Consider the following 17,599-nt stretch of genomic DNA (forward strand, 5'->3'; position numbering starts at 1 on the left):
TGCTTACCTTTAACCATAAAAGGACGTGATCATGAAGAAATCCCTCCTCGTAGCATCCCTGTTGGCTGCTGTTGCTCTGGCTGCATGCAACAAGTCTAGCGAAACGGCTGCTCCGAGCGCTGCAAGCGATACGTCGGCTGCTTCGGCTCCGGCTGCTGCTGCTTCGGACGCAAACGCTGCTGCATCGAGCGCTTCGGCCGCTGCAAGCGACGCAGCTTCGGCTGCTGGCGCAGCTTCGGACGCTGCCGCTTCGGCTGCCGCTCCGGCATCGGGCGCAAGCCAGTAAGGCTAGCGCTACGCCGCAGGCCGCTTCATGCGGTCTGCCAACGAAAAAACCGGCCCTTGGGCCGGTTTTTTTGTATCTGCTTTTGTATCTGCTTGCGGCGTCGGTCGGCGCGCAAGGCATCTTCGATTCAGAGCGTGAGCCAGTCGAAGCCTTCCGCCTGAGTCGCGACGACGACGTCCACCGCACTCGCGCCCAACACGGACGCAAGCGCCGCCTGCGCGAGGTGCGGCAGATTGTTTTGCTGACTCAGATGCGCGGCCACGAGATGGCGCAGCTTGGAGCGATCCAGCGACGCGAGAATGGCCGCCGCCGCTTCGTTATTCAGGTGTCCATGCGTGCCGCCAATACGCGCCTTGAGCATCGGCGGATAGCGGCTCGCGGCAAGCATCTCGACATCGTGATTGGATTCGAGCACGAGCGCGTCGCAGCCGCTCAGCACGCTCGTGATATGCGGCGTCGACACGCCGACATCCGTCAACACGCCGAGCCGGCTCGCGCCGTCGGAGAACACATATTGCAGCGGCTCACGCGCATCGTGAGGCACGGTGTACGGCAGCACGCTCAGATCGCCGATGGCGACGCTTTCATCGCCCCATAGCACGTTCAATTCGACCTTGGCTTCATCGGCGCCGATGGCGCGCGCCGTGCCCCAGCTCATGTACAGCGGAATCGACCAGCGGCGCGCCAGCGTCAGCGCGCTGCCGATATGGTCCGTGTGCTCGTGCGTGATGACGATGGCGTCGAGATCTTCGGCACGGCAGTTCAGACGCGCGAGACGGCGCTCGACCTCCTTGCCGGAGAATCCGCAATCGAGCAGCACGCGCGTCGTCGTCGTACCGCTCGATGCCTCGACGAGCAATGCATTGCCCTCGCTGCCGCTGCCGAGACTGGCGAATCTCACGATGTCTTCACTTCAGGATGTCGTTAGTTCAACTGCGCGTGCAGCAAGGAAACGATGCGCTGCGCATCGGACGACGTGTCCGGCTGGCCGTTCGCATCGACGACGCCGACTTGCGTGACCGAGTCGGCCTTCGGCCTCACGTTGACGAGGAACTGGCGCGTCGGCTTCGGCGTGTTGCTCGAGAAGAACTTGCCGAAGAGGCCGTCCTTCTTCAGCTCCGCCATGGAGTCCGAAAAATGGACGTAATAGATGCCCTTGTCGCGATCGCGATTGTCGACCGTGAAGTTGGTGCGATCGAGCGCGAGGCCCACACGCAGCCAGGCGCGATCGAACGGCTCGGCGAGATCGAGCGTGGAGCCGCCCGCGCTCGGGTCGACCGCGACCTTCGCGCCGATCGGACGCGCTTGCGCCATCAACTGCTGCGACTGCTTTTCCGTCAGGCCGAACTTCTGCATCAGCTTCGTGAGCACCGCGGCTTCGAGCTGCGGATTACGCGGACGCGCCTCCCAGCGCGACGACGTCTTGTCCTGCCCCGTCAGCACTTCTTCCATCGCGCTGTGCGTGACGGAGATGTCGGTCGAGCCATCGGATGCGCGATCGACCTGCGTGCGGAACATGTCGCGCGTACCCGACGAGTACGCGAAGTCGAGCAGCTTGCCCACGCTGTTCCTGAACCAGTCGTTCGGAATGTTCGCGCGGTTTTCGGCCCAGTCCGTCGCCATGATGCCCGTCTGCGGGGCATCGGTCTTGAGCGTGAAGCCGTTCTCTTCCCAGAACTCCTTCAGCGGTCCCCAGACCTGGTCCGGCGAACGGCCATCGACGACGAGCCAGCGGTGATCGCCATCGCTTTCGATGTGCATGCCGAACGGATCCTGCGCGTTCGGCACGCCGAGCGTCGCGTTGCCGGCCGGCGTGACCGCTCGCTCCGCGGCGCCGCCGAGCGAGTTGATCTTGGGCGGCGCGGCATAACGCTGGCTGATGTCGGCCGTGGTCAGGTCGGACGGAACGGCCAGCGAGGGTGCGGTTTCAGCAGCCTTGTAGTTGACGCGATCCGGCGCGAGCCAGTCGTTGAGCGTGTCGCAACCCGCGAGCGCGAAGACCGCACCGGCGCCGAGCGACAGCACGCCCAGGCGTTTGGCACGAGTAAGAAGAGCGGAACGTTTCATGAGGTCCTTCTTTGCTGCTGATGCGCATTGCCTCGCGCCGAACCCGCTCTAGGCGAGCGGCTCAGCGAGGCCAATGTCGAGGCCAATGAGCGGCGGTTGATGACTGAAGGTGTGGTTCATTTCGATCACGTGCGGCGGCGCGGCTTTCGATTCCTTGTGACTCGGCGCGCCGCCCCATGCGATCAGGCGAGGAGCCCGGCGTCGCGCAACGCGCCACGCACCACGTCGTGATAGCGCGCGTCGAGCGGCGTGAGCGGCAGCCGGATGCCGCCTTCCATGCGGCCGAGCGCCTGCAGCGCCCATTTGGCCGGAATCGGATTCGATTCGCAGAAGAGTTGCTTGTGCAGCGACAGCAGCTTCAGATGGATGCGGCGCGCGGTGATCGCATCGCCTTCGATCGCGGCGCGGCAGAGCTGGCTCATTTCCTTCGGCGCGACGTTGGCCGTCACCGAGATGTTGCCGTGTCCGCCGAGCAGCATGAGCGCGATCGCCGTGGGATCGTCGCCGCTGAAGATGCTGAAATGCGCCGGCGCGTGCTTGATCAGATGCGCAGCGCGATCGATGTTGCCCGTCGCTTCCTTGACGCCGATGATGCCCGGCACGTCCGCGAGGCGCAGGATCGTTTCGTTGCTCATGTCGGCAACGGTGCGGCCCGGCACGTTGTAGAGCAGCACCGGCAGATCGACGGCTTCGGCGATCGCCTTGAAATGGCGATACATGCCTTCCTGCGTCGGCTTGTTGTAATACGGAACGACTTGCAGCGTGGCGTCGGCGCCGACCTTTTTGGCCTGCTTCGAGAGCTCGATGGCTTCGGCGGTCGAATTGCCGCCCGCGCCCGCGATGATCGGAAAGCGCTTGGCCGTATGCTCGACGGCCGTCTGGATCATCAGGATGTGTTCTTCGACCGACAAAGTGGCCGACTCGCCACTGGTGCCGACCACGACGAGTCCGTTCGAGCCTTGTTCGACGTGCCAGTCGATCAGTTTTCGAAACGCCGGCAGATCGAGACTACCGTCCTCGTGCATCGGTGTGACGATGGCAGGGATACTGCCGCGGATCTGGATGCCGCCGTGTGTTCCGTTTGTCATGAAACTCTATGAATTTAATCGTGAATTTAATCGCAAAAAGCGATATTACGCGATTGTAGCGGATTAGCCGCCGAGCGCGTAACGTGGCGGACCCGGGGGTATGTTACTAATCGTGAGTGGGTTTTCCGCTGACTGCGGTGCGCGAACCGCACAGATTCGCTGCACGTAGGCAGGGCGCGGGTCATCGACGAACCCGTCTTCGTAGCCGATCACGCGCAGTCGCCCTCGCACCGCTTCGAGCAGTTCGCCGGGTTCGAGCAGAAACGCCGGATTCGACGGCTTGCCGATACTGCCGTTGCCCGCCGCGAACGTTTCGTAGATCAGCACGCCGCCGGGCGCGAGCGCGTCGATGAAGTGCCCGAACAGCGGCCGATGCAGATAGTTGGTGACGACGACGGCATCGAACTTTCGATCGCCCGAAAGCGGCCAGGGCGCGCCGTTTTCCAGATCGGCGGCAAGCGTTTCGATGCCTTCGAGCGCCGCCATCGACGCGAGCGCGTCCGCGTCACGATCGACCGCCAGCACGGAAAAACCGCGCGCCGCGAACCAGCGCGCGTGGCGCCCGCTGCCCGCGGCGACGTCGAGGACCGCGCCGCCGGGCGCGACGAGATGCGCCCAGCGCGCGACCCACGGACTGATCGCACTGTCCATCAGTTGTAAGACAGCCCCATGGCCTCGCGCACGTCGCGCATCGTTTCGGTCGCGAACTTGCGCGCCTTGTCGCAGCCGTCCGCGACGATCGCGCGCAACAGCGACGGATCGTCCATGTACTTCTGCGCGCGTTCCAGCATCGGCTGCTGCTCGCGCAGAATGCCTTCGATCACCGGCTGCTTGCACTCCAGACAGCCGATGCCCGCGCTGCGGCAGCCCTTCTGCACCCATTCGTGCGTGTTTTCGTCGGTGTAGACCTGATGCAGTTGCCACACCGGACACTTGTCGGGATCGCCCGGATCGGTGCGGCGCACGCGCGCCGGGTCGGTCGGCATCTTGCGGACTTTCTGCTCGATGGTCGCCGCGTCCTCACGCAAGCCGATGGTGTTGCCGTACGACTTCGACATCTTCTGGCCGTCGAGGCCCGGCATGCGCGACGCTTCGGTCAGGAGAACCTGCGGCTCGACCAGAATGATCTTGCGCGCGCCTTCGAGATAGCCGAACAGACGCTCGCGATCGCTCATCGACAGGCTTTGCGATTCCTGCAGCATCGCGCGCGCTTGTTCGAGCGCTTCGTCGTCGCCTTCCTGCTGATACGCGACGCGCAGCTCGTGATACAGCTTCGAGCGCTTGCCGCCGAGTTTCTTGGCCGCTTCGAGCGCCTTCTCCTCGAAATCCGGCTCCTTGCCATAGAGATAGTTGAAGCGGCGCGCGATCTCGCGCGTCATTTCCACGTGCGGCACCTGATCCTCGCCCACCGGCACGAGCGACGCGCGATACAGCAGGATGTCCGCCGCCATCAGCACCGGATAGCCGAGGAAGCCGTACGTCGACAGATCCTTTTCGCGCAGCTTTTCGATCTGCTCCTTGTAGGTCGGCACGCGTTCGAGCCAGCCGAGCGGCGTGCCCATGCCGAGCAGCAGCGAAAGTTCGGCGTGCTCGGGCACGCGGCTCTGGATGAAGAGCGTCGCCTGTGCCGGGTCGATGCCGGACGCCAGCCAGTCGATGAGCACTTCCCAGACGTTTTTCTCGATGACCTCGGGCGTCTCGTAGTGCGTCGTGAGCGCGTGCCAGTCGACCACTGCGAAGAAGCACGGATATTCGGACTGCAGCCGCACCCAGTTTTTCAGCACGCCGTGATAGTGGCCGAGGTGCAGCGACCCGGTGGGCCGCATGCCGGAGAAGATACGGTCAGGGAACATGATGTTATGGGAATAGTGAAGCGAGGGGATTCAAGATAGCCGACACCGCCGTATAGCCGACGTTCACGAGCGGCCCGAGCCAGAAGCGCGTCAGCACGCCGGTCACGACGAGCGCCATCACGATGAAGAAGCCGTACGGCTCGAGCTTCGAAAACGCGATGGACGCGCGCACCGGCAGAAGCGCCATGACGACACGGCCGCCGTCGAGCGGCGGCAACGGAAAGAGATTGAGCACGCCGAGCACGAGATTCACGCTGATGCCCGCCTGAGCCATGCCCGTGAAGAACGGCTCGTCGATGTGAAAGGCCCGCAGCAGCACGAAGATCACGCCCCAGACGATCGCCTGGGCGAAGTTGCTGCCCGGCCCGGCCGCCGCGACCCACAGGCTGCCCCAGCGCGGATTGCGCAGGTTGCCGAACGCCACGGGCACGGGCTTCGCATAGCCGAACATGAACGCACCGCTCGTCACGAAGTAAAGGACGATCGGAATGACGATCGTGCCGATCGGGTCGATGTGGCGCATCGGGTTCATCGAAACGCGGCCGAGAACGTAGGCCGTGTTGTCGCCGAGCAGTCGCGCGGCGTAGCCATGCGCGGCCTCGTGCAGCGTGATCGCGAAAATCACGGGGAGCGCGTAGACCGCGATGGTCTGTATCAGGGAAGCATCCATAGGGCGGTATTGTAACAAGCAGGCAGGTTGGATCAGACACGCACGGCGGCGCCGGGCGCGCACTATTTCGCCCATGGTGTGAGCAAACGCTTAATCGGGTCGTATGCCCGTGTGCGCTACTGCGCGGCGCTTACGCCGTGAGCCCGAACGGTTCGAGACTGCCTCTCCCCGCGCGCACGAGCACTGGCTCCCCCGAAGAAAGATCGATCACCGTGGACGGCTCCGCCGGACACGCGCCGGCATCGATCACGAGTTCGATCTGTTTTTCGAGGCGTTCGCGGATTTCCTCGGCGTCGTTGAGCGGCTCGGTGTCGGGCGGCAGGATCAGCGTCGATGCAAGCAGCGGTTCGCCGAGCGCCTCCAGCAACGCGAGCGTGATCGCGTGATCGGGCACGCGCAGCCCGATCGTCTTGCGCGACGGATGCGAAAGCCGCCGCGGCACTTCCTTGGTCGCCTGCAGCACGAAAACGTAAGGCCCAGGCGTCACCGACTTGATCAGCCGATACTGCTGGTTGTCGACCATGGCGAAATTGGACAGCTCGGAGAGGTCGCGCACGAGCAGGGAGAGCAACTGCTTGTCGTCGATGCCGCGCACGCGTCGCAATCGCTCGACCGCGTCCTTGTCGTCGAGATGGCAGCCGAGCGCGTAGCTCGAATCGGTCGGCAACGCGACGAGACCGCCGTCCTTGATGATCTGCACGGCCTGATTGATGAGCCGCGGCTGCGGATTATCCGGATGAATGCGAAAGAATTGAGACATGGCGACGCCTTATTGTTTCGATCGTTATCGCGATGGGCCGAGCGGCGCGCGACTTCTTGTCTCGCGCGCGAGCGCGCCCTGCGCGATGAGCGTGCGGAAAATCACAGGTGATGCAAAGACCGTGCGCGAGCAGAAAGACGCGCGCCGCGGGAACGCTAAAGCCAGCGCTCCCAGACAGGCGTGAGATCGTCGGGCAACGGCGGAAGCAGGCCGAGATCGACGCGCCCTTCGCCCGCGCCGTGGAAGTCCGAGCCGCGCGATGCCTCGAACCCATAGCGGCGCGCGACATCGGCGTATTCGCGGTACTGGTCGGGCGTATGGCTGCCCGTCACGACTTCGATGGCCCGGCCGCCGAGCTCGATGAATTCATCGAAGAGCGCGGCGAATTCGACCGGCGTGAAATCGTAGCGGCCCGGATGCGCGATGATCGGCTCGCCGCCCGCATCCTTGATCCATTTCACGGCGTCCGCGAGCTTCGCCCAGCAATGCCCGACGAAACCCGGCTTGCCGTCGCCGAGATAGCGCGCGAACACATCCGACGTGGACTGCGCATACCCCGCCTCCACCAGATACCGCGCGAAGTGCGTGCGCGAGATCATGTCGGGATCGTCGGTGAAGCGCAGCGCGCCTTCGTAGCAATCCGGAATGCCGACCGCCGCGAGCGCCTCGCCGATCGCCACGCCGCGCGCCGCGCGCCCGTTGCGCGTCGATTCGAGCCCCTTGCGCAGCGCATCGTTATGCGGATCGACGTTCATGCCGACGATATGCACCGTGCGCGAAGCCCACGTCACCGAAATCTCGACGCCGGGCAGATAGCGCATGCCGAGCGCCTCGGCGGCCTTCTTCGCTTCGTCCTGCCCGCCGAGCTGATCGTGATCCGTCAGCGACCATAACGTGACGCCGTTCGCGTGCGCGCGCGCGGCGACATCGGCGGGCGCAAACTGTCCGTCGGACACGGTGGAATGGCAATGCAGATCGGCGTTCATCGTCGTTTATCGGGCTTCACTCACATTCTAACTGTATCGGCGCGACAAGCCGATTATGTAGTTCCTTCGTTCCGTGCTGCGCCGCTCACGCGCAGAACGATTCGACGAGCGCCGCGACGCGCTCCGGCTGATCGTGATGGATCATGTGACCGGCCTCGTCGACGATTTCCTCGCGCCAGTCGGGGAACGCCTGAAAGCGCGTCTTGAATTCGGCGATGGGCGTCTCGCCCGCGAAAGCCGCGAGCGTCGGCGAATCCTTCGCCTCGACGTGCAGCACGGGCGCCGCCACGCGCGCCCACGCCGCGCTCACCTCGTCGAGCCGATACAGCGTCGGTCCGCGCAATTTGTGCGCCGGATCGGCAAGCAGATGGAAGCGCCCATCCGCTTCCTCGCGGGACCAGTGTTGCGCGAGATAGCGCGCACGCGCGAGCGGCAGACGCGGATTCGTGCGGATCAGCCGGTCGGCGACTTCGTCGAGGCTCGCGTAGCTGCGCAGCGCGGGCGGCGCGCGCAGATCGTCGAGCCATTGCGAAATGCGCCCCGGCGATTGCGACGCGCGCGCCGCCGGCAATCCGAAGCCTTCGAGATCGACCACGCGGCGCACGCGCGCGGGCCGCACGCCCGCGTACAGCAGCGCGACGTTCGCGCCCATGCTGTGGCCGACGATGTTCACCTGACCGCCCGGCGCGTAATGGTCGAACAGCACGTCGAGATCGGAGAGATAGTCGGGAAAGTAGTAATGGCCGCCGCCCTTCTGCGCGACCGGCCAGTCGGAGAGCCCGAAGCCGCGCGCATCGGGCGCGAGCACTTGCCAGTCGCCCACGAGTGCATCGACGACGAACTGGAACGACGCGCCGATATCCATCCAGCCGTGCAGCATGAAGAGCATCGGGGCGTCGGGCGAGCCCCAGCGGCGTACGTGCAGGCGCACGCCGCGCGCGTCGACGAATTCGGAGCGCGAATCTTTCATGGTGTCGTCTCGAAGTAAAAAAGGATGATCGTTCGATTATAGCGACGAAGAACCTGCCCTACTTCGCATCGTCGAGGCCGGCGAGTGCGCGCAGTTCGGCTTCGTCGAAACCGGCGTCGCGGCGCGCTTCGAAATTGAACGGGCCGCGCAGCTTCGGCGCGCGATATTGCGCGGCGAGGCGTTCGTAAGTCGTGTGCGGGTCCAGATTTCGCGCGTCGCACAGAAATCGGAACCAGCGATTGCCGATCAACACATGGCCGATTTCATCGCGCAGGATGACGTCGAGGATCGCCGCGGACGGGTGATCGCCCGCCTGCGCGAGACGCTTTCTGATCGGCGGCGACGCGTCGAGCCCGCGCGCCTCCAGTGTCCGCGGCACGAGCGCCATGCGCGCCAGCACATCGCCGCGCGTGCGTTGCGCCATGTCCCACAGCCCATCGTGCGCCGGGAAGTCGCCGTAAGCGTGGCCGAAATCGGCGAGGCGCGCGCTCAGCAGCGAAAAGTGATGCGCCTCCTCCGCCGCCACCTTCAACCAGTCGAGATAAAAATCCTGCGGCATCGACGGAAATCGCCAGACGGCATCGAGCGCGAGATTGATCGCGTTGAATTCGATGTGCGCGAGCGCGTGCAACAGCACGGCGCGCCCCGCATCCGACTGCATGCTGCGACGCTTCAGCGACGATGGCTCCACGAGCGCCGGACGCTCGGGCCGGCCAGGCAGATCGCCGGGTTCCGCGAACTCGGCTCGTGGATCGATCCGCGGCGGCTGGGCGCGCGCCGCATCGAGAAGTGCGCCGGCGCGCGCGGCTTTCGTCGCGGGATCGCGCTCGCGCAGGACCGCGAGCGCTGCGCGGCGGGCGCAGTCATCGGCATCCGGGGAAATGACAAGGTCGTGCATCGGACTGTCTCGAAAACGGGCGTCGAACACTGCGTTCCAGCGGACGCTTACGGCAAACAGCTAAAATGGTAATCCCGGCGGACGCCTCAAAACGCGCAACGACGCGCGTGCGCCGCCTCACCGGCAGGCGCGCATTGTAGTCCCACCTTCACGACATCACGCCTCAGGAGACAATGTGGCCATCTACAAACTCGGCGACGACGCCCCGACCATCCACGAAAGCGTGTTCCTCGCGGACACCGCGACCATCATCGGCCGGGTGACGCTCGAGGAAAACGCGAGTGTCTGGCCCGGCGCGGCGCTGCGCGGCGACAACGAGCCGATCGTCGTCGGACGCGGCAGCAACGTGCAGGAAGGCGCGGTACTCCACGCCGATCCGGGTTTTCCTCTGACGATCGAGAGCGATGTCACCGTCGGCCATCAGGCAATGCTGCACGGCTGCACGATCAAGGAAGGCTCGCTGATCGGAATCCAGGCGGTGGTCTTGAATGGCGCGGTGATCGGCCGCAACTGTCTGGTTGGCGCGGGCGCCGTCGTCACCGAAGGCAAGGTGTTTCCGGACAATACGCTGATTCTCGGCGCGCCCGCCAAGGCAGTGCGGGAAATCGGCGAGGCGGATATCGCCCGCATGCGTGCGGCCACGGCGAGTTATGCCGACCGTCGCGAATATTACAAGGCGCACCTCGTGCGTATCGGCTGAACGGACGCCGCACGAGACGGCGCAGCAGCCTCAACACCCAAGGAAGAGTTGTGAACGACCAGTTGCAGAAATTCATGTTCAACGCGGCGCCGGTGCGCGGCGAGATCGTCTCGTTGCGTCATACGTGGCAGGAAGTGCTCGCGCGCCGCTCGTATCCCGTGGCCGTGCGCAACGTGCTCGGCGAAATGATGGCCGCATGCGCGCTGCTGTCCGCGAACCTCAAGTTCGACGGCACGCTCATCATGCAGATCTACGGCGACGGTCCCGTGAAGATGCTGGTCGTGCAGTGCAATTCGAACCTGTCGCTGCGCGCCACGGCGAAGCTGGCCGATGGCGGCGAGAGCGAGCTCGACAGCGAAATGTCGCTGCCGGACCTGCTGAACCGTCACGGGCGCGGCCGCTGCGTCATCACGCTCGATCCCTCCGACAAAAAGCCGGGGCAGCAACCGTATCAGGGCATCGTACCGCTGTCGGACGAGCATGGCGCGCTCAAGTCGATGGCCGAAGTGCTCGAGCACTACATGCATCACTCCGAGCAGCTCGACACACGCTTGTGGCTCGCCGCCGATACCGACCGCGCCGTCGGCCTGCTGCTGCAGAAGCTGCCGGGCGATGGCGGCATCGTTCCGCATCCGGGCGAGCACGACGCCGATACGTGGCAGCGCGTCTGCCATCTCGGCAGCACGCTTTCGAACGACGAATTGCTGAAGGAAGAGCCGGATACCGTGTTCAAGCGCCTTTTCTGGCAAGAAAACGTCCAGCACTTCGAGCCGGCAGCGGCGCGCTTCCAGTGCACGTGTTCGCGTGAGAAGGTCGGCGGCATGCTGAAGATGCTCGGCCGCGAGGAAGTCGACAGCGTGATCGTGGAGCGCGGCAATGTCGAAGTGCATTGCGAGTTCTGCAACCAGCGCTATGACTTCGACTCCGTCGACGTTGCGCAACTTTTTGTCGCAAACGAACTCTCACAAGGTGTGAGCCCGGCGTCGGACCGGCGCCACTGAAACGCCGCGCAAGCCTTGTCCAGTCGAGGTTTCGCCACGCGCGCCGGTGACGCTCGAAGCACGGCGCGCCGCTTGCGGCCTGCTTTCGGCCCGGCTCTCACGACAGATTCCGCAAGCTATGATGGGACTCCTGCACAGATGTCCGGCCCGCTGGAGGTCGCAAAATGAAAACCGCAACACTCAACTGGAAGTTGCTGCCGTGTCTGGCCGGGGTCGCGCTCGTCGCCGGCTGCATGATGGATCCGCCCGGCCCGTCGCCGATCTATAGCCGCTTGCCCGACACATCGCCTGCGCCGCAACAGACGCTCACGCCGCAGCAGGAGATGGACCGCTACAACGCCATCGACAAGCAGGCGCTCAACGAATCGCAGCAGGCAGCCGCGGCTGGCAACGCCGCGAAGACGATGTCGCAGTTCTACGCGCCCGCGCCGGTGTCGGTCTACGGCGGCTATTCGAGCGGCGGCTGGGGCGGCCCGTACTGGGGCACCGGCATCGGATTCGGCACTTCGTGGTAGGCGAGGCGGCCATCCGCCTTTGTCTGCCAAATACAAAAATGGCGCGGTCGTGACCGCGCCATTTTTTCTCTCAACCAGCCGGCGTCTTACTGCGCCGCGCCCTGCTGCTTTTTCTTCGCTTCGGCCGCTTTTTCCTTCTGCGCCTTCTTGTCCAGCTCGCGCAACTCCTGCTTCGAGCGCGACACGGGATTCGGCACCACGCGCAGCGGCGCCGCTGAAACCTGACCGCGCGTCGAGCCGTTCATGCCCGGCACGTTCGCGGAATTGACGGGCGCGTTCGAATTCGGCGAGACGAACTGCACGAACACCTCGCTGTCCTTCACCATGCCCATCTCGTAGCGCGCGCGCTCTTCCACGGCGGCGGTGCCGTTTTGCAGGTCCTGCACTTCGCCCTGGACGCGCTCGTTGCGCAGTCTCAGATTCGTGTTCTTGTCCGTCTGCTGCGCGAGCTGCTGCTGCAATTCATGCACGCGCAGCCAGCCGCCATGTCCCCACCAGAGCGGGTATTGGATCAGCACCAGCAAAAGAACCAGAACGACAGTTACGAGCCGCATTCACGTAGCCGAAATAAGCGCCGCCCGGCGGCAAGCTGCCCCGGGCGACGGGCTTCAAAAGATGACGCTTCAAAGACCACTAAGCGTCCTTATCGACTAAAGCGGCAAAAGCTTTAGCGCAAGTTGTAAAACGCCGACTTGCCCGGGTAGCTGGCGATATCGCCGAGATCTTCCTCGATGCGCAGCAACTGGTTGTACTTCGAGATGCGATCGCTGCGCGACAGCGAGCCGGTCTTGATCTGGCCGGCGTTCAGGCCGACCGCGATGTCCGCGATGGTCGAATCTTCCGTCTCGCCCGAGCGGTGCGAGATGACCGCCGTGTAGCCCGCGCGCTTGGCCATTTCGATCGCCGCGAAGGTTTCCGTCAGCGTGCCGATCTGGTTGATCTTGATGAGGATCGAGTTCGCGATGCCCTTCTCGATGCCTTCCTTCAGAATGCGTGTGTTCGTGACGAAGAGATCGTCGCCGACGAGCTGGATCTTCTTGCCGAGCTTGTCGGTCAGCGTCTTCCAGCCTTCCCAGTCCGACTCGTGCATGCCGTCTTCGATCGACACGATCGGGAACTTGTCGGCGAGCGTGGCGAGGTAATCCGCGAATTCGGTCGACGACAGTTGCAGGCCTTCGCCAGCCAGTTGGTACTTGCCGTCGTGATAGAACTCGCTCGCCGCGCAGTCGAGCGCGAGCAGCACATCTTCACCGGCGCGATAACCGGCCTTCTCGATGGCTTGCAGAATCGTCGACAGGCACTCGTCGTTGCTGCCGAAGTTCGGCGCGAAGCCGCCTTCGTCGCCCACCGCGGTGCTCATGCCGCGCTCGGCCAGGATCTTCTTCAGCGCGTGGAACACTTCCGCGCCGCAACGCAGCGCTTCGCGGAACGTCGGCTGGCTCACCGGGACGATCATGAATTCCTGGATGTCCAGGCTGTTGTTCGCGTGCGCGCCGCCGTTGACGATGTTCATCATCGGCACCGGAAGCTGCATCGCGCCCGAGCCGCCGAAGTAGCGGTACAGCGGCAGGCCGGCTTCTTCGGCGGCAGCCTTCGCGACCGCCATCGACACCGCGAGCATCGCGTTCGCGCCGAGACGCGACTTGTTGTCGGTGCCGTCGAGTTCGAGCAGGGTCTTGTCGAGGAAAGCCTGTTCCGAGGCGTCGAGGCCCATGATGGCTTCGGAAATCTCGGTGTTGATGTGTTCGACGGCCTTAAGCACGCCCTTGCCGCCGTAGCGGCCCGCTTCGCCGTCGCGCAATTCGATGGCCTCGCGCGAGCCGGTGGATGCGCCCGAAGGCACCGCCGCGCGGCCCATCGTGCCCGACTCGAGCAACACGTCGCATTCGACGGTCGGATTGCCTCGCGAATCGAGAATCTCGCGGCCGATGATATCTACGATAGCACTCATGGTTTCCTCAAGAAATGACGATGAATTCTGTCAGTCACAACGAAGCGCGCCGCCTGTTTTTACACTTCGATACACGCTTCACTGGCTTCGCTCAGACCCATTCGATGACCGCCGGGTTCAGCTCCGGCGCAAAGAGCGGTCGTTTCGGGACCGGATCGAATCCGGTCCGCATCGCTTTCGTGGGGAGCGGGCGTCTCATCCGCCGGTTGCGGATGCCGCCCCGATGCGTTGCACGCTCCTCCGTTGCCCGGATGACGCCGGACGGCCTGATCTCGCAACACGGGCGCCCATGATGACGCCCGCGCCGTACTACTTTTTGCTGCCGACGCTCAGTTGAAGTCGTTCTCGAGGAACGAACCGCTTTTCACCGCGCGATCGATCGTGATGAGCGTCGAAAGCAGCGCTTCCATGTGATGCAGCGGCACCGCGTTCGGGCCGTCGGACTTCGCGCAGGCCGGGTCCGGATGCGTCTCCATGAAGAGGCCCGCCACGCCCGTCGCGACCGCCGCACGCGCCAGCACCGGCACGAATTCGCGCTGACCGCCCGAGCTCGTGCCCTGCCCGCCCGGCAACTGCACCGAATGGGTGGCATCGAAGACGACCGGCGCGTTGGTTTCGCGCATGATCGCGAGCGAGCGCATGTCGGACACGAGGTTGTTATAGCCGAACGACACGCCGCGCTCGCACGCCATGAAGCGGTCTTCCGACAGACCCGCTTCACGCGCGGCGTCGCGCGCCTTGTCGATCACGTTCTTCATGTCGTGCGGCGCGAGAAACTGGCCCTTCTTGATGTTGACCGGTTTGCCCGAGCGCGCGCACGCGTGGATGAAGTCGGTCTGACGGCAGAGGAACGCGGGCGTTTGCAGCACGTCCACGACCGATGCGACCGCTTCGATTTCTTCCTCGGTGTGCACGTCCGTGAGAACGGGCACGCCGAGCTGCTTCTTCACTTCGCCGAGAATGCGCAGGCCTTCGTCCATGCCCGGACCGCGATACGACTTGCCCGAACTGCGGTTCGCCTTGTCGAACGACGACTTGTAGATGAACGGAATGCCGAGCTTCTGCGTGATTTCCTTCAGCCGGCCGGCGACGTCGATGGTCATTTGCTCCGACTCGACGACGCACGTGCCCGCGATCAGGAAGAACGGCTTGTCGAGGCCCGCTTCGAAATGACACAGCTTCATGCTTGCGCTCCCGCGGTGGCTTTCGCCGGCGCCTTCACGCCATTGCCTTCGGCGTGCGCGCGCGCTGCATCGACGAATGCCTTGAAGAGCGGATGCCCGTCGCGCGGCGTCGACGTGAATTCGGGGTGGAACTGCACGCCGACGAACCACGGGTGCAGCGACTGCGGCAACTCCATCATCTCGGGCAGATCCTCGCTCGGCGTACGGGCGCTGATGATAAGCCCGCCGGCTTCGAGCTGGGGCACGAAACGGTTATTGACTTCATAACGGTGACGATGACGCTCGTTCACATCGCTGCCGTAGATGCGCTCGGCCATCGTTCCCGGCTTGATCGGGCACTTCTGCGAGCCGAGGCGCATGGTGCCGCCGAGATCCGACTCTTCGTTGCGCTTTTCGATGCGGCCCGCGCGGTCGTACCACTCCGTGATGAGCGCGACGACCGGGTTGCCCGTGTCCTGATCGAACTCGGTGGAATTCGCATCGGCGAGACCGGCGACATCGCGCGCGAACTCGATCACCGCGAGCTGCATGCCGAGGCAGATGCCGAGATACGGCGTCTTCGATTCGCGTGCGTAGCGGATCGCCTTGATCTTGCCTTCCGTGCCGCGACGGCCGAAACCGCCCGGCACCAGCACGGCGTCGAGGTGCTTCAGTGCGTCGGTGCCTTCGGCGTCGATCTGCTCGGAATCGATGTACTCGATGTTGACCTTCGTCGACGTATGGATGGCCGCGTGACGCAGCGCTTCGATCAGCGACTTGTACGATTCGGTGAGTTCGACGTACTTGCCGACCATGCCGATGGTCACTTCGTGCTTCGGATTTTCGAGCTTCTCGACGAGGTTCGACCACATCGCCAGATCGGCCGGCGGCGGCGCGAGCTTCAGCTCTTCACAGATGATGTCGTCGAGGTGCTGGTCGTTGAGCATCTGCGGAATCTTATAGATGCTGTCCGCGTCCCAAACGGAAATGACCGCGTCTTCGGGCACGTTCGAGAACATGGAAATCTTGGCGCGCTCGTCGTCGGGAATGCGGCGGTCGGCGCGGCACAGGAGCACGTTCGGATAGATACCGATTTCGCGCAGCTTCTGCACGCTGTGCTGCGTGGGCTTCGTCTTGAGTTCACCCGCCGTCGCGATGAACGGCACGAGCGTGAGGTGCACGAAGCACGCGCTGTTGCGGCCCATGCGCAGGCTCATCTGACGCGCGGCTTCGAGGAACGGCAGCGATTCGATGTCGCCCACCGTGCCGCCGATTTCCACGATCGCCACGTCCGGCTGGCCGCACGTCGCCGCAGCGGCGCCGCGCTCCACGAATGCCTGGATTTCGTTGGTGATATGCGGAATGACCTGCACCGTCTTGCCGAGATACTCGCCGCGGCGTTCCTTGCGGATCACCGATTCGTAGATCTGGCCCGTGGTGAAGTTATTGGCCTTGCGCATCTTCGTGCTGATGAAGCGCTCGTAATGGCCGAGGTCGAGGTCGGTCTCCGCTCCGTCTTCCGTCACGAACACTTCCCCGTGCTGGAACGGGCTCATCGTGCCGGGGTCGACGTTGATGTAGGGATCGAGCTTGAGGAGAGTGACTTTGAGACCGCGCGATTCGAGGATCGCGGCGAGAGAGGCGGCGGCAATACCCTTGCCAAGGGACGAAACTACGCCGCCGGTGACGAATACATATTTGGTCATCGCTAGATGCTCGCGGGAAAAACGGATTATACCGTAAAGGCCGGTTCCCACGAAGCGCGCCCGGCGCGGATATTGGCTACAAATCCGCGCATTTCGGCGTCATTTTTGCGGAACGTGACGCGGGCCGTTCGTCAAGTCCCGCGCGCGTGCTCGCGCCCTTTTCAGCGCGCCGTCTGCATGGCCGTGAGCAGCCGCTGCACGGCGCGCGCGGTGTCGATCGGGCGCTCCATCGGAAAGAGATGGCTGCCTTCCATCCATTCGATGTGCTCGCCCGCGATGCGCCGCGTCATCCCGAGCCCGACCTGGCGCACTTCGCGCGAATGCGTCCCCGCGATGAAACCGACGGGCACCGGCGCGCCGTGCGCGAGCCGCGCGCCGAGCGTGTGCGGCAGCGTGCGATAGATCAGATATTCCACATGGCGATCGAATGCGAGCGAGCGTGCGCCGTTCGCATGGGTCTGCGGAATGCCGAAATCGATATAGTCCGACAGCATGCGTTCGTCCCAGCGCGCGAACGCCGGTTTCGACAGGAAATGCCGCCACGCCTCGTCGCGGCTCGCCCACTGCGTGCGGCGCTTGCGCGTCGCGGCGGCGGGCGACAGGCGCTCGTCCAGCCCGGTCCATTGCGTGACGCGCAGGAGTCCGCTCTTCCAGCCCGCGATCACCGGCGAATCGAGCATCACCACGCCTTTCACCCATTCCGGGCGCTTCAGCGCCGCCATCAGCGACAGATAGCCGCCGAGCGAATGCCCGACGAGCCACACCTTCGGATGATCGCCGTCGGCTTCGCGCCGATAGCGGCTCATGTCGTCGATGAGCTGATCGACGAGATACGGCCAGTCGCGTGTCACGGGAAAGCGCGCGTCATGGCCGATGCGCTCGATGCTGCGAACTTCGTATTCGTCGGAAAGCTCCGCGAACATCGTGCGATACGTCGATGCGGGAAAACCGTTCGCGTGCGAGAAATGGATGATGTCTTTCAAGC

The 17,599-nt window shown here is 64.2% G+C and carries 19 protein-coding genes; 4 read left to right on the forward strand and 15 right to left on the reverse strand.

The window, feature by feature from the left end:
- Positions 1-31: 31 nt before the first annotated feature.
- Entirely contained in the window at positions 32-286 is a 255-nt protein-coding gene (locus tag QCE58_RS10275) for a hypothetical protein (protein ID WP_074168913.1), read from the forward strand.
- Between the two features lie 127 nt (positions 287-413).
- On the opposite strand, the gene QCE58_RS10280 is transcribed toward QCE58_RS10275, so the two are convergent.
- The 10 genes from QCE58_RS10280 to QCE58_RS10325 form a co-directional block, all read right to left on the reverse strand.
- Positions 414-1,187, reverse strand: a complete 774-nt coding sequence (locus QCE58_RS10280; protein WP_008341854.1) for an MBL fold metallo-hydrolase — start codon at positions 1,185-1,187, stop codon at positions 414-416.
- A gap of 23 nt (positions 1,188-1,210) precedes the next feature.
- The gene (bamC, locus tag QCE58_RS10285) at positions 1,211-2,353 is read right to left on the reverse strand and encodes an outer membrane protein assembly factor BamC (protein ID WP_008341855.1); all 1,143 of its coding nucleotides are present in this window, start codon (positions 2,351-2,353) and stop codon (positions 1,211-1,213) included.
- A gap of 182 nt (positions 2,354-2,535) precedes the next feature.
- Positions 2,536-3,441 (reverse strand): 4-hydroxy-tetrahydrodipicolinate synthase, encoded by a 906-nt coding sequence (gene dapA, locus QCE58_RS10290; RefSeq protein WP_008341856.1) that lies wholly within the window; start codon positions 3,439-3,441, stop codon positions 2,536-2,538.
- 63 nt (positions 3,442-3,504) lie between these two features.
- The gene (locus tag QCE58_RS10295) at positions 3,505-4,092 is read right to left on the reverse strand and encodes a bifunctional 2-polyprenyl-6-hydroxyphenol methylase/3-demethylubiquinol 3-O-methyltransferase UbiG (protein ID WP_244807428.1); all 588 of its coding nucleotides are present in this window, start codon (positions 4,090-4,092) and stop codon (positions 3,505-3,507) included.
- A complete protein-coding gene (locus QCE58_RS10300; protein ID WP_008341861.1) occupies positions 4,092-5,294 on the reverse strand; it encodes a tryptophan--tRNA ligase in 1,203 nt (400 codons plus the stop codon). The genes QCE58_RS10295 and QCE58_RS10300 overlap by 1 nt, the downstream gene beginning before the upstream one ends.
- A gap of 4 nt (positions 5,295-5,298) precedes the next feature.
- Entirely contained in the window at positions 5,299-5,964 is a 666-nt protein-coding gene (locus QCE58_RS10305; RefSeq protein ID WP_008341863.1) for a site-2 protease family protein, read from the reverse strand.
- A 130-nt stretch (positions 5,965-6,094) separates the two neighbouring features.
- Positions 6,095-6,724 carry an L-threonylcarbamoyladenylate synthase gene (locus QCE58_RS10310; RefSeq protein ID WP_008341865.1) on the reverse strand — a complete coding sequence of 210 codons (630 nt, stop codon included), beginning with the start codon at positions 6,722-6,724 and terminating at the stop codon, positions 6,095-6,097.
- 155 nt (positions 6,725-6,879) lie between these two features.
- The gene (locus QCE58_RS10315; protein WP_008341867.1) at positions 6,880-7,710 is read right to left on the reverse strand and encodes a 3',5'-nucleoside bisphosphate phosphatase; all 831 of its coding nucleotides are present in this window, start codon (positions 7,708-7,710) and stop codon (positions 6,880-6,882) included.
- 85 nt (positions 7,711-7,795) lie between these two features.
- Complete coding sequence (locus QCE58_RS10320; RefSeq protein ID WP_244807429.1) at positions 7,796-8,680, reverse strand: alpha/beta fold hydrolase; 885 nt, start codon at positions 8,678-8,680, stop codon at positions 7,796-7,798.
- A 58-nt stretch (positions 8,681-8,738) separates the two neighbouring features.
- Positions 8,739-9,578, reverse strand: coding sequence for a ferritin-like domain-containing protein (locus QCE58_RS10325; RefSeq protein ID WP_250521198.1), 840 nt, complete (start codon positions 9,576-9,578; stop codon positions 8,739-8,741).
- A gap of 175 nt (positions 9,579-9,753) precedes the next feature.
- On the opposite strand from QCE58_RS10325, the gene QCE58_RS10330 reads away from it, so the two are divergent.
- The 3 genes from QCE58_RS10330 (at position 9,754) to QCE58_RS10340 (ending at position 11,794) form a co-directional block, all read left to right on the forward strand.
- Entirely contained in the window at positions 9,754-10,278 is a 525-nt protein-coding gene (locus QCE58_RS10330) for a gamma carbonic anhydrase family protein (protein ID WP_008341871.1), read from the forward strand.
- A 50-nt stretch (positions 10,279-10,328) separates the two neighbouring features.
- Positions 10,329-11,279, forward strand: coding sequence for an Hsp33 family molecular chaperone HslO (gene hslO, locus QCE58_RS10335; RefSeq protein ID WP_175982707.1), 951 nt, complete (start codon positions 10,329-10,331; stop codon positions 11,277-11,279).
- 164 nt (positions 11,280-11,443) lie between these two features.
- A complete protein-coding gene (locus tag QCE58_RS10340) occupies positions 11,444-11,794 on the forward strand; it encodes a hypothetical protein (protein WP_008341874.1) in 351 nt (116 codons plus the stop codon).
- An 86-nt stretch (positions 11,795-11,880) separates the two neighbouring features.
- Here the strand turns inward: QCE58_RS10340 and ftsB are convergent, their stop codons facing one another.
- The 5 genes from ftsB to QCE58_RS10365 form a co-directional block, all read right to left on the reverse strand.
- Complete coding sequence (gene ftsB / locus QCE58_RS10345; protein ID WP_008341875.1) at positions 11,881-12,348, reverse strand: cell division protein FtsB; 468 nt, start codon at positions 12,346-12,348, stop codon at positions 11,881-11,883.
- A gap of 113 nt (positions 12,349-12,461) precedes the next feature.
- The gene (eno, locus tag QCE58_RS10350; protein WP_008341877.1) at positions 12,462-13,745 is read right to left on the reverse strand and encodes a phosphopyruvate hydratase; all 1,284 of its coding nucleotides are present in this window, start codon (positions 13,743-13,745) and stop codon (positions 12,462-12,464) included.
- Positions 13,746-14,074: 329 nt separating this feature from the next.
- On the reverse strand, positions 14,075-14,929 hold the full coding sequence (gene kdsA / locus QCE58_RS10355; protein WP_008341878.1) for a 3-deoxy-8-phosphooctulonate synthase: 855 nt from the start codon (positions 14,927-14,929) through the stop codon (positions 14,075-14,077).
- Entirely contained in the window at positions 14,926-16,614 is a 1,689-nt protein-coding gene (locus QCE58_RS10360) for a CTP synthase (protein WP_008341880.1), read from the reverse strand. The genes kdsA and QCE58_RS10360 overlap by 4 nt, the downstream gene beginning before the upstream one ends.
- 161 nt (positions 16,615-16,775) lie before the next feature.
- On the reverse strand, positions 16,776-17,597 hold the full coding sequence (locus tag QCE58_RS10365; RefSeq protein ID WP_008341881.1) for an alpha/beta fold hydrolase: 822 nt from the start codon (positions 17,595-17,597) through the stop codon (positions 16,776-16,778).
- Positions 17,598-17,599: the final 2 nt, after the last annotated feature.

The organism is Caballeronia sp. LZ028 (assembly GCF_031451415.1).
GTDB lineage: Bacteria > Pseudomonadota > Gammaproteobacteria > Burkholderiales > Burkholderiaceae > Caballeronia > Caballeronia zhejiangensis.

Coding starts and splice junctions, on each gene's coding strand:
- QCE58_RS10275 (WP_074168913.1), top strand. CDS start 32: ATGAAGAAATCCCTCCTCGTAGCATCCCTGTTGGCTGCTGTTGCTCTG.
- bamC (WP_008341855.1), bottom strand. CDS start 2,353: ATGAAACGTTCCGCTCTTCTTACTCGTGCCAAACGCCTGGGCGTGCTG.
- dapA (WP_008341856.1), bottom strand. CDS start 3,441: ATGACAAACGGAACACACGGCGGCATCCAGATCCGCGGCAGTATCCCT.
- QCE58_RS10295 (WP_244807428.1), bottom strand. CDS start 4,092: ATGGACAGTGCGATCAGTCCGTGGGTCGCGCGCTGGGCGCATCTCGTC.
- QCE58_RS10300 (WP_008341861.1), bottom strand. CDS start 5,294: ATGTTCCCTGACCGTATCTTCTCCGGCATGCGGCCCACCGGGTCGCTG.
- QCE58_RS10305 (WP_008341863.1), bottom strand. CDS start 5,964: ATGGATGCTTCCCTGATACAGACCATCGCGGTCTACGCGCTCCCCGTG.
- QCE58_RS10310 (WP_008341865.1), bottom strand. CDS start 6,724: ATGTCTCAATTCTTTCGCATTCATCCGGATAATCCGCAGCCGCGGCTC.
- QCE58_RS10315 (WP_008341867.1), bottom strand. CDS start 7,710: ATGAACGCCGATCTGCATTGCCATTCCACCGTGTCCGACGGACAGTTT.
- QCE58_RS10320 (WP_244807429.1), bottom strand. CDS start 8,680: ATGAAAGATTCGCGCTCCGAATTCGTCGACGCGCGCGGCGTGCGCCTG.
- QCE58_RS10325 (WP_250521198.1), bottom strand. CDS start 9,578: ATGCACGACCTTGTCATTTCCCCGGATGCCGATGACTGCGCCCGCCGC.
- QCE58_RS10340 (WP_008341874.1), top strand. CDS start 11,444: ATGAAAACCGCAACACTCAACTGGAAGTTGCTGCCGTGTCTGGCCGGG.
- ftsB (WP_008341875.1), bottom strand. CDS start 12,348: ATGCGGCTCGTAACTGTCGTTCTGGTTCTTTTGCTGGTGCTGATCCAA.
- eno (WP_008341877.1), bottom strand. CDS start 13,745: ATGAGTGCTATCGTAGATATCATCGGCCGCGAGATTCTCGATTCGCGA.
- kdsA (WP_008341878.1), bottom strand. CDS start 14,929: ATGAAGCTGTGTCATTTCGAAGCGGGCCTCGACAAGCCGTTCTTCCTG.
- QCE58_RS10360 (WP_008341880.1), bottom strand. CDS start 16,614: ATGACCAAATATGTATTCGTCACCGGCGGCGTAGTTTCGTCCCTTGGC.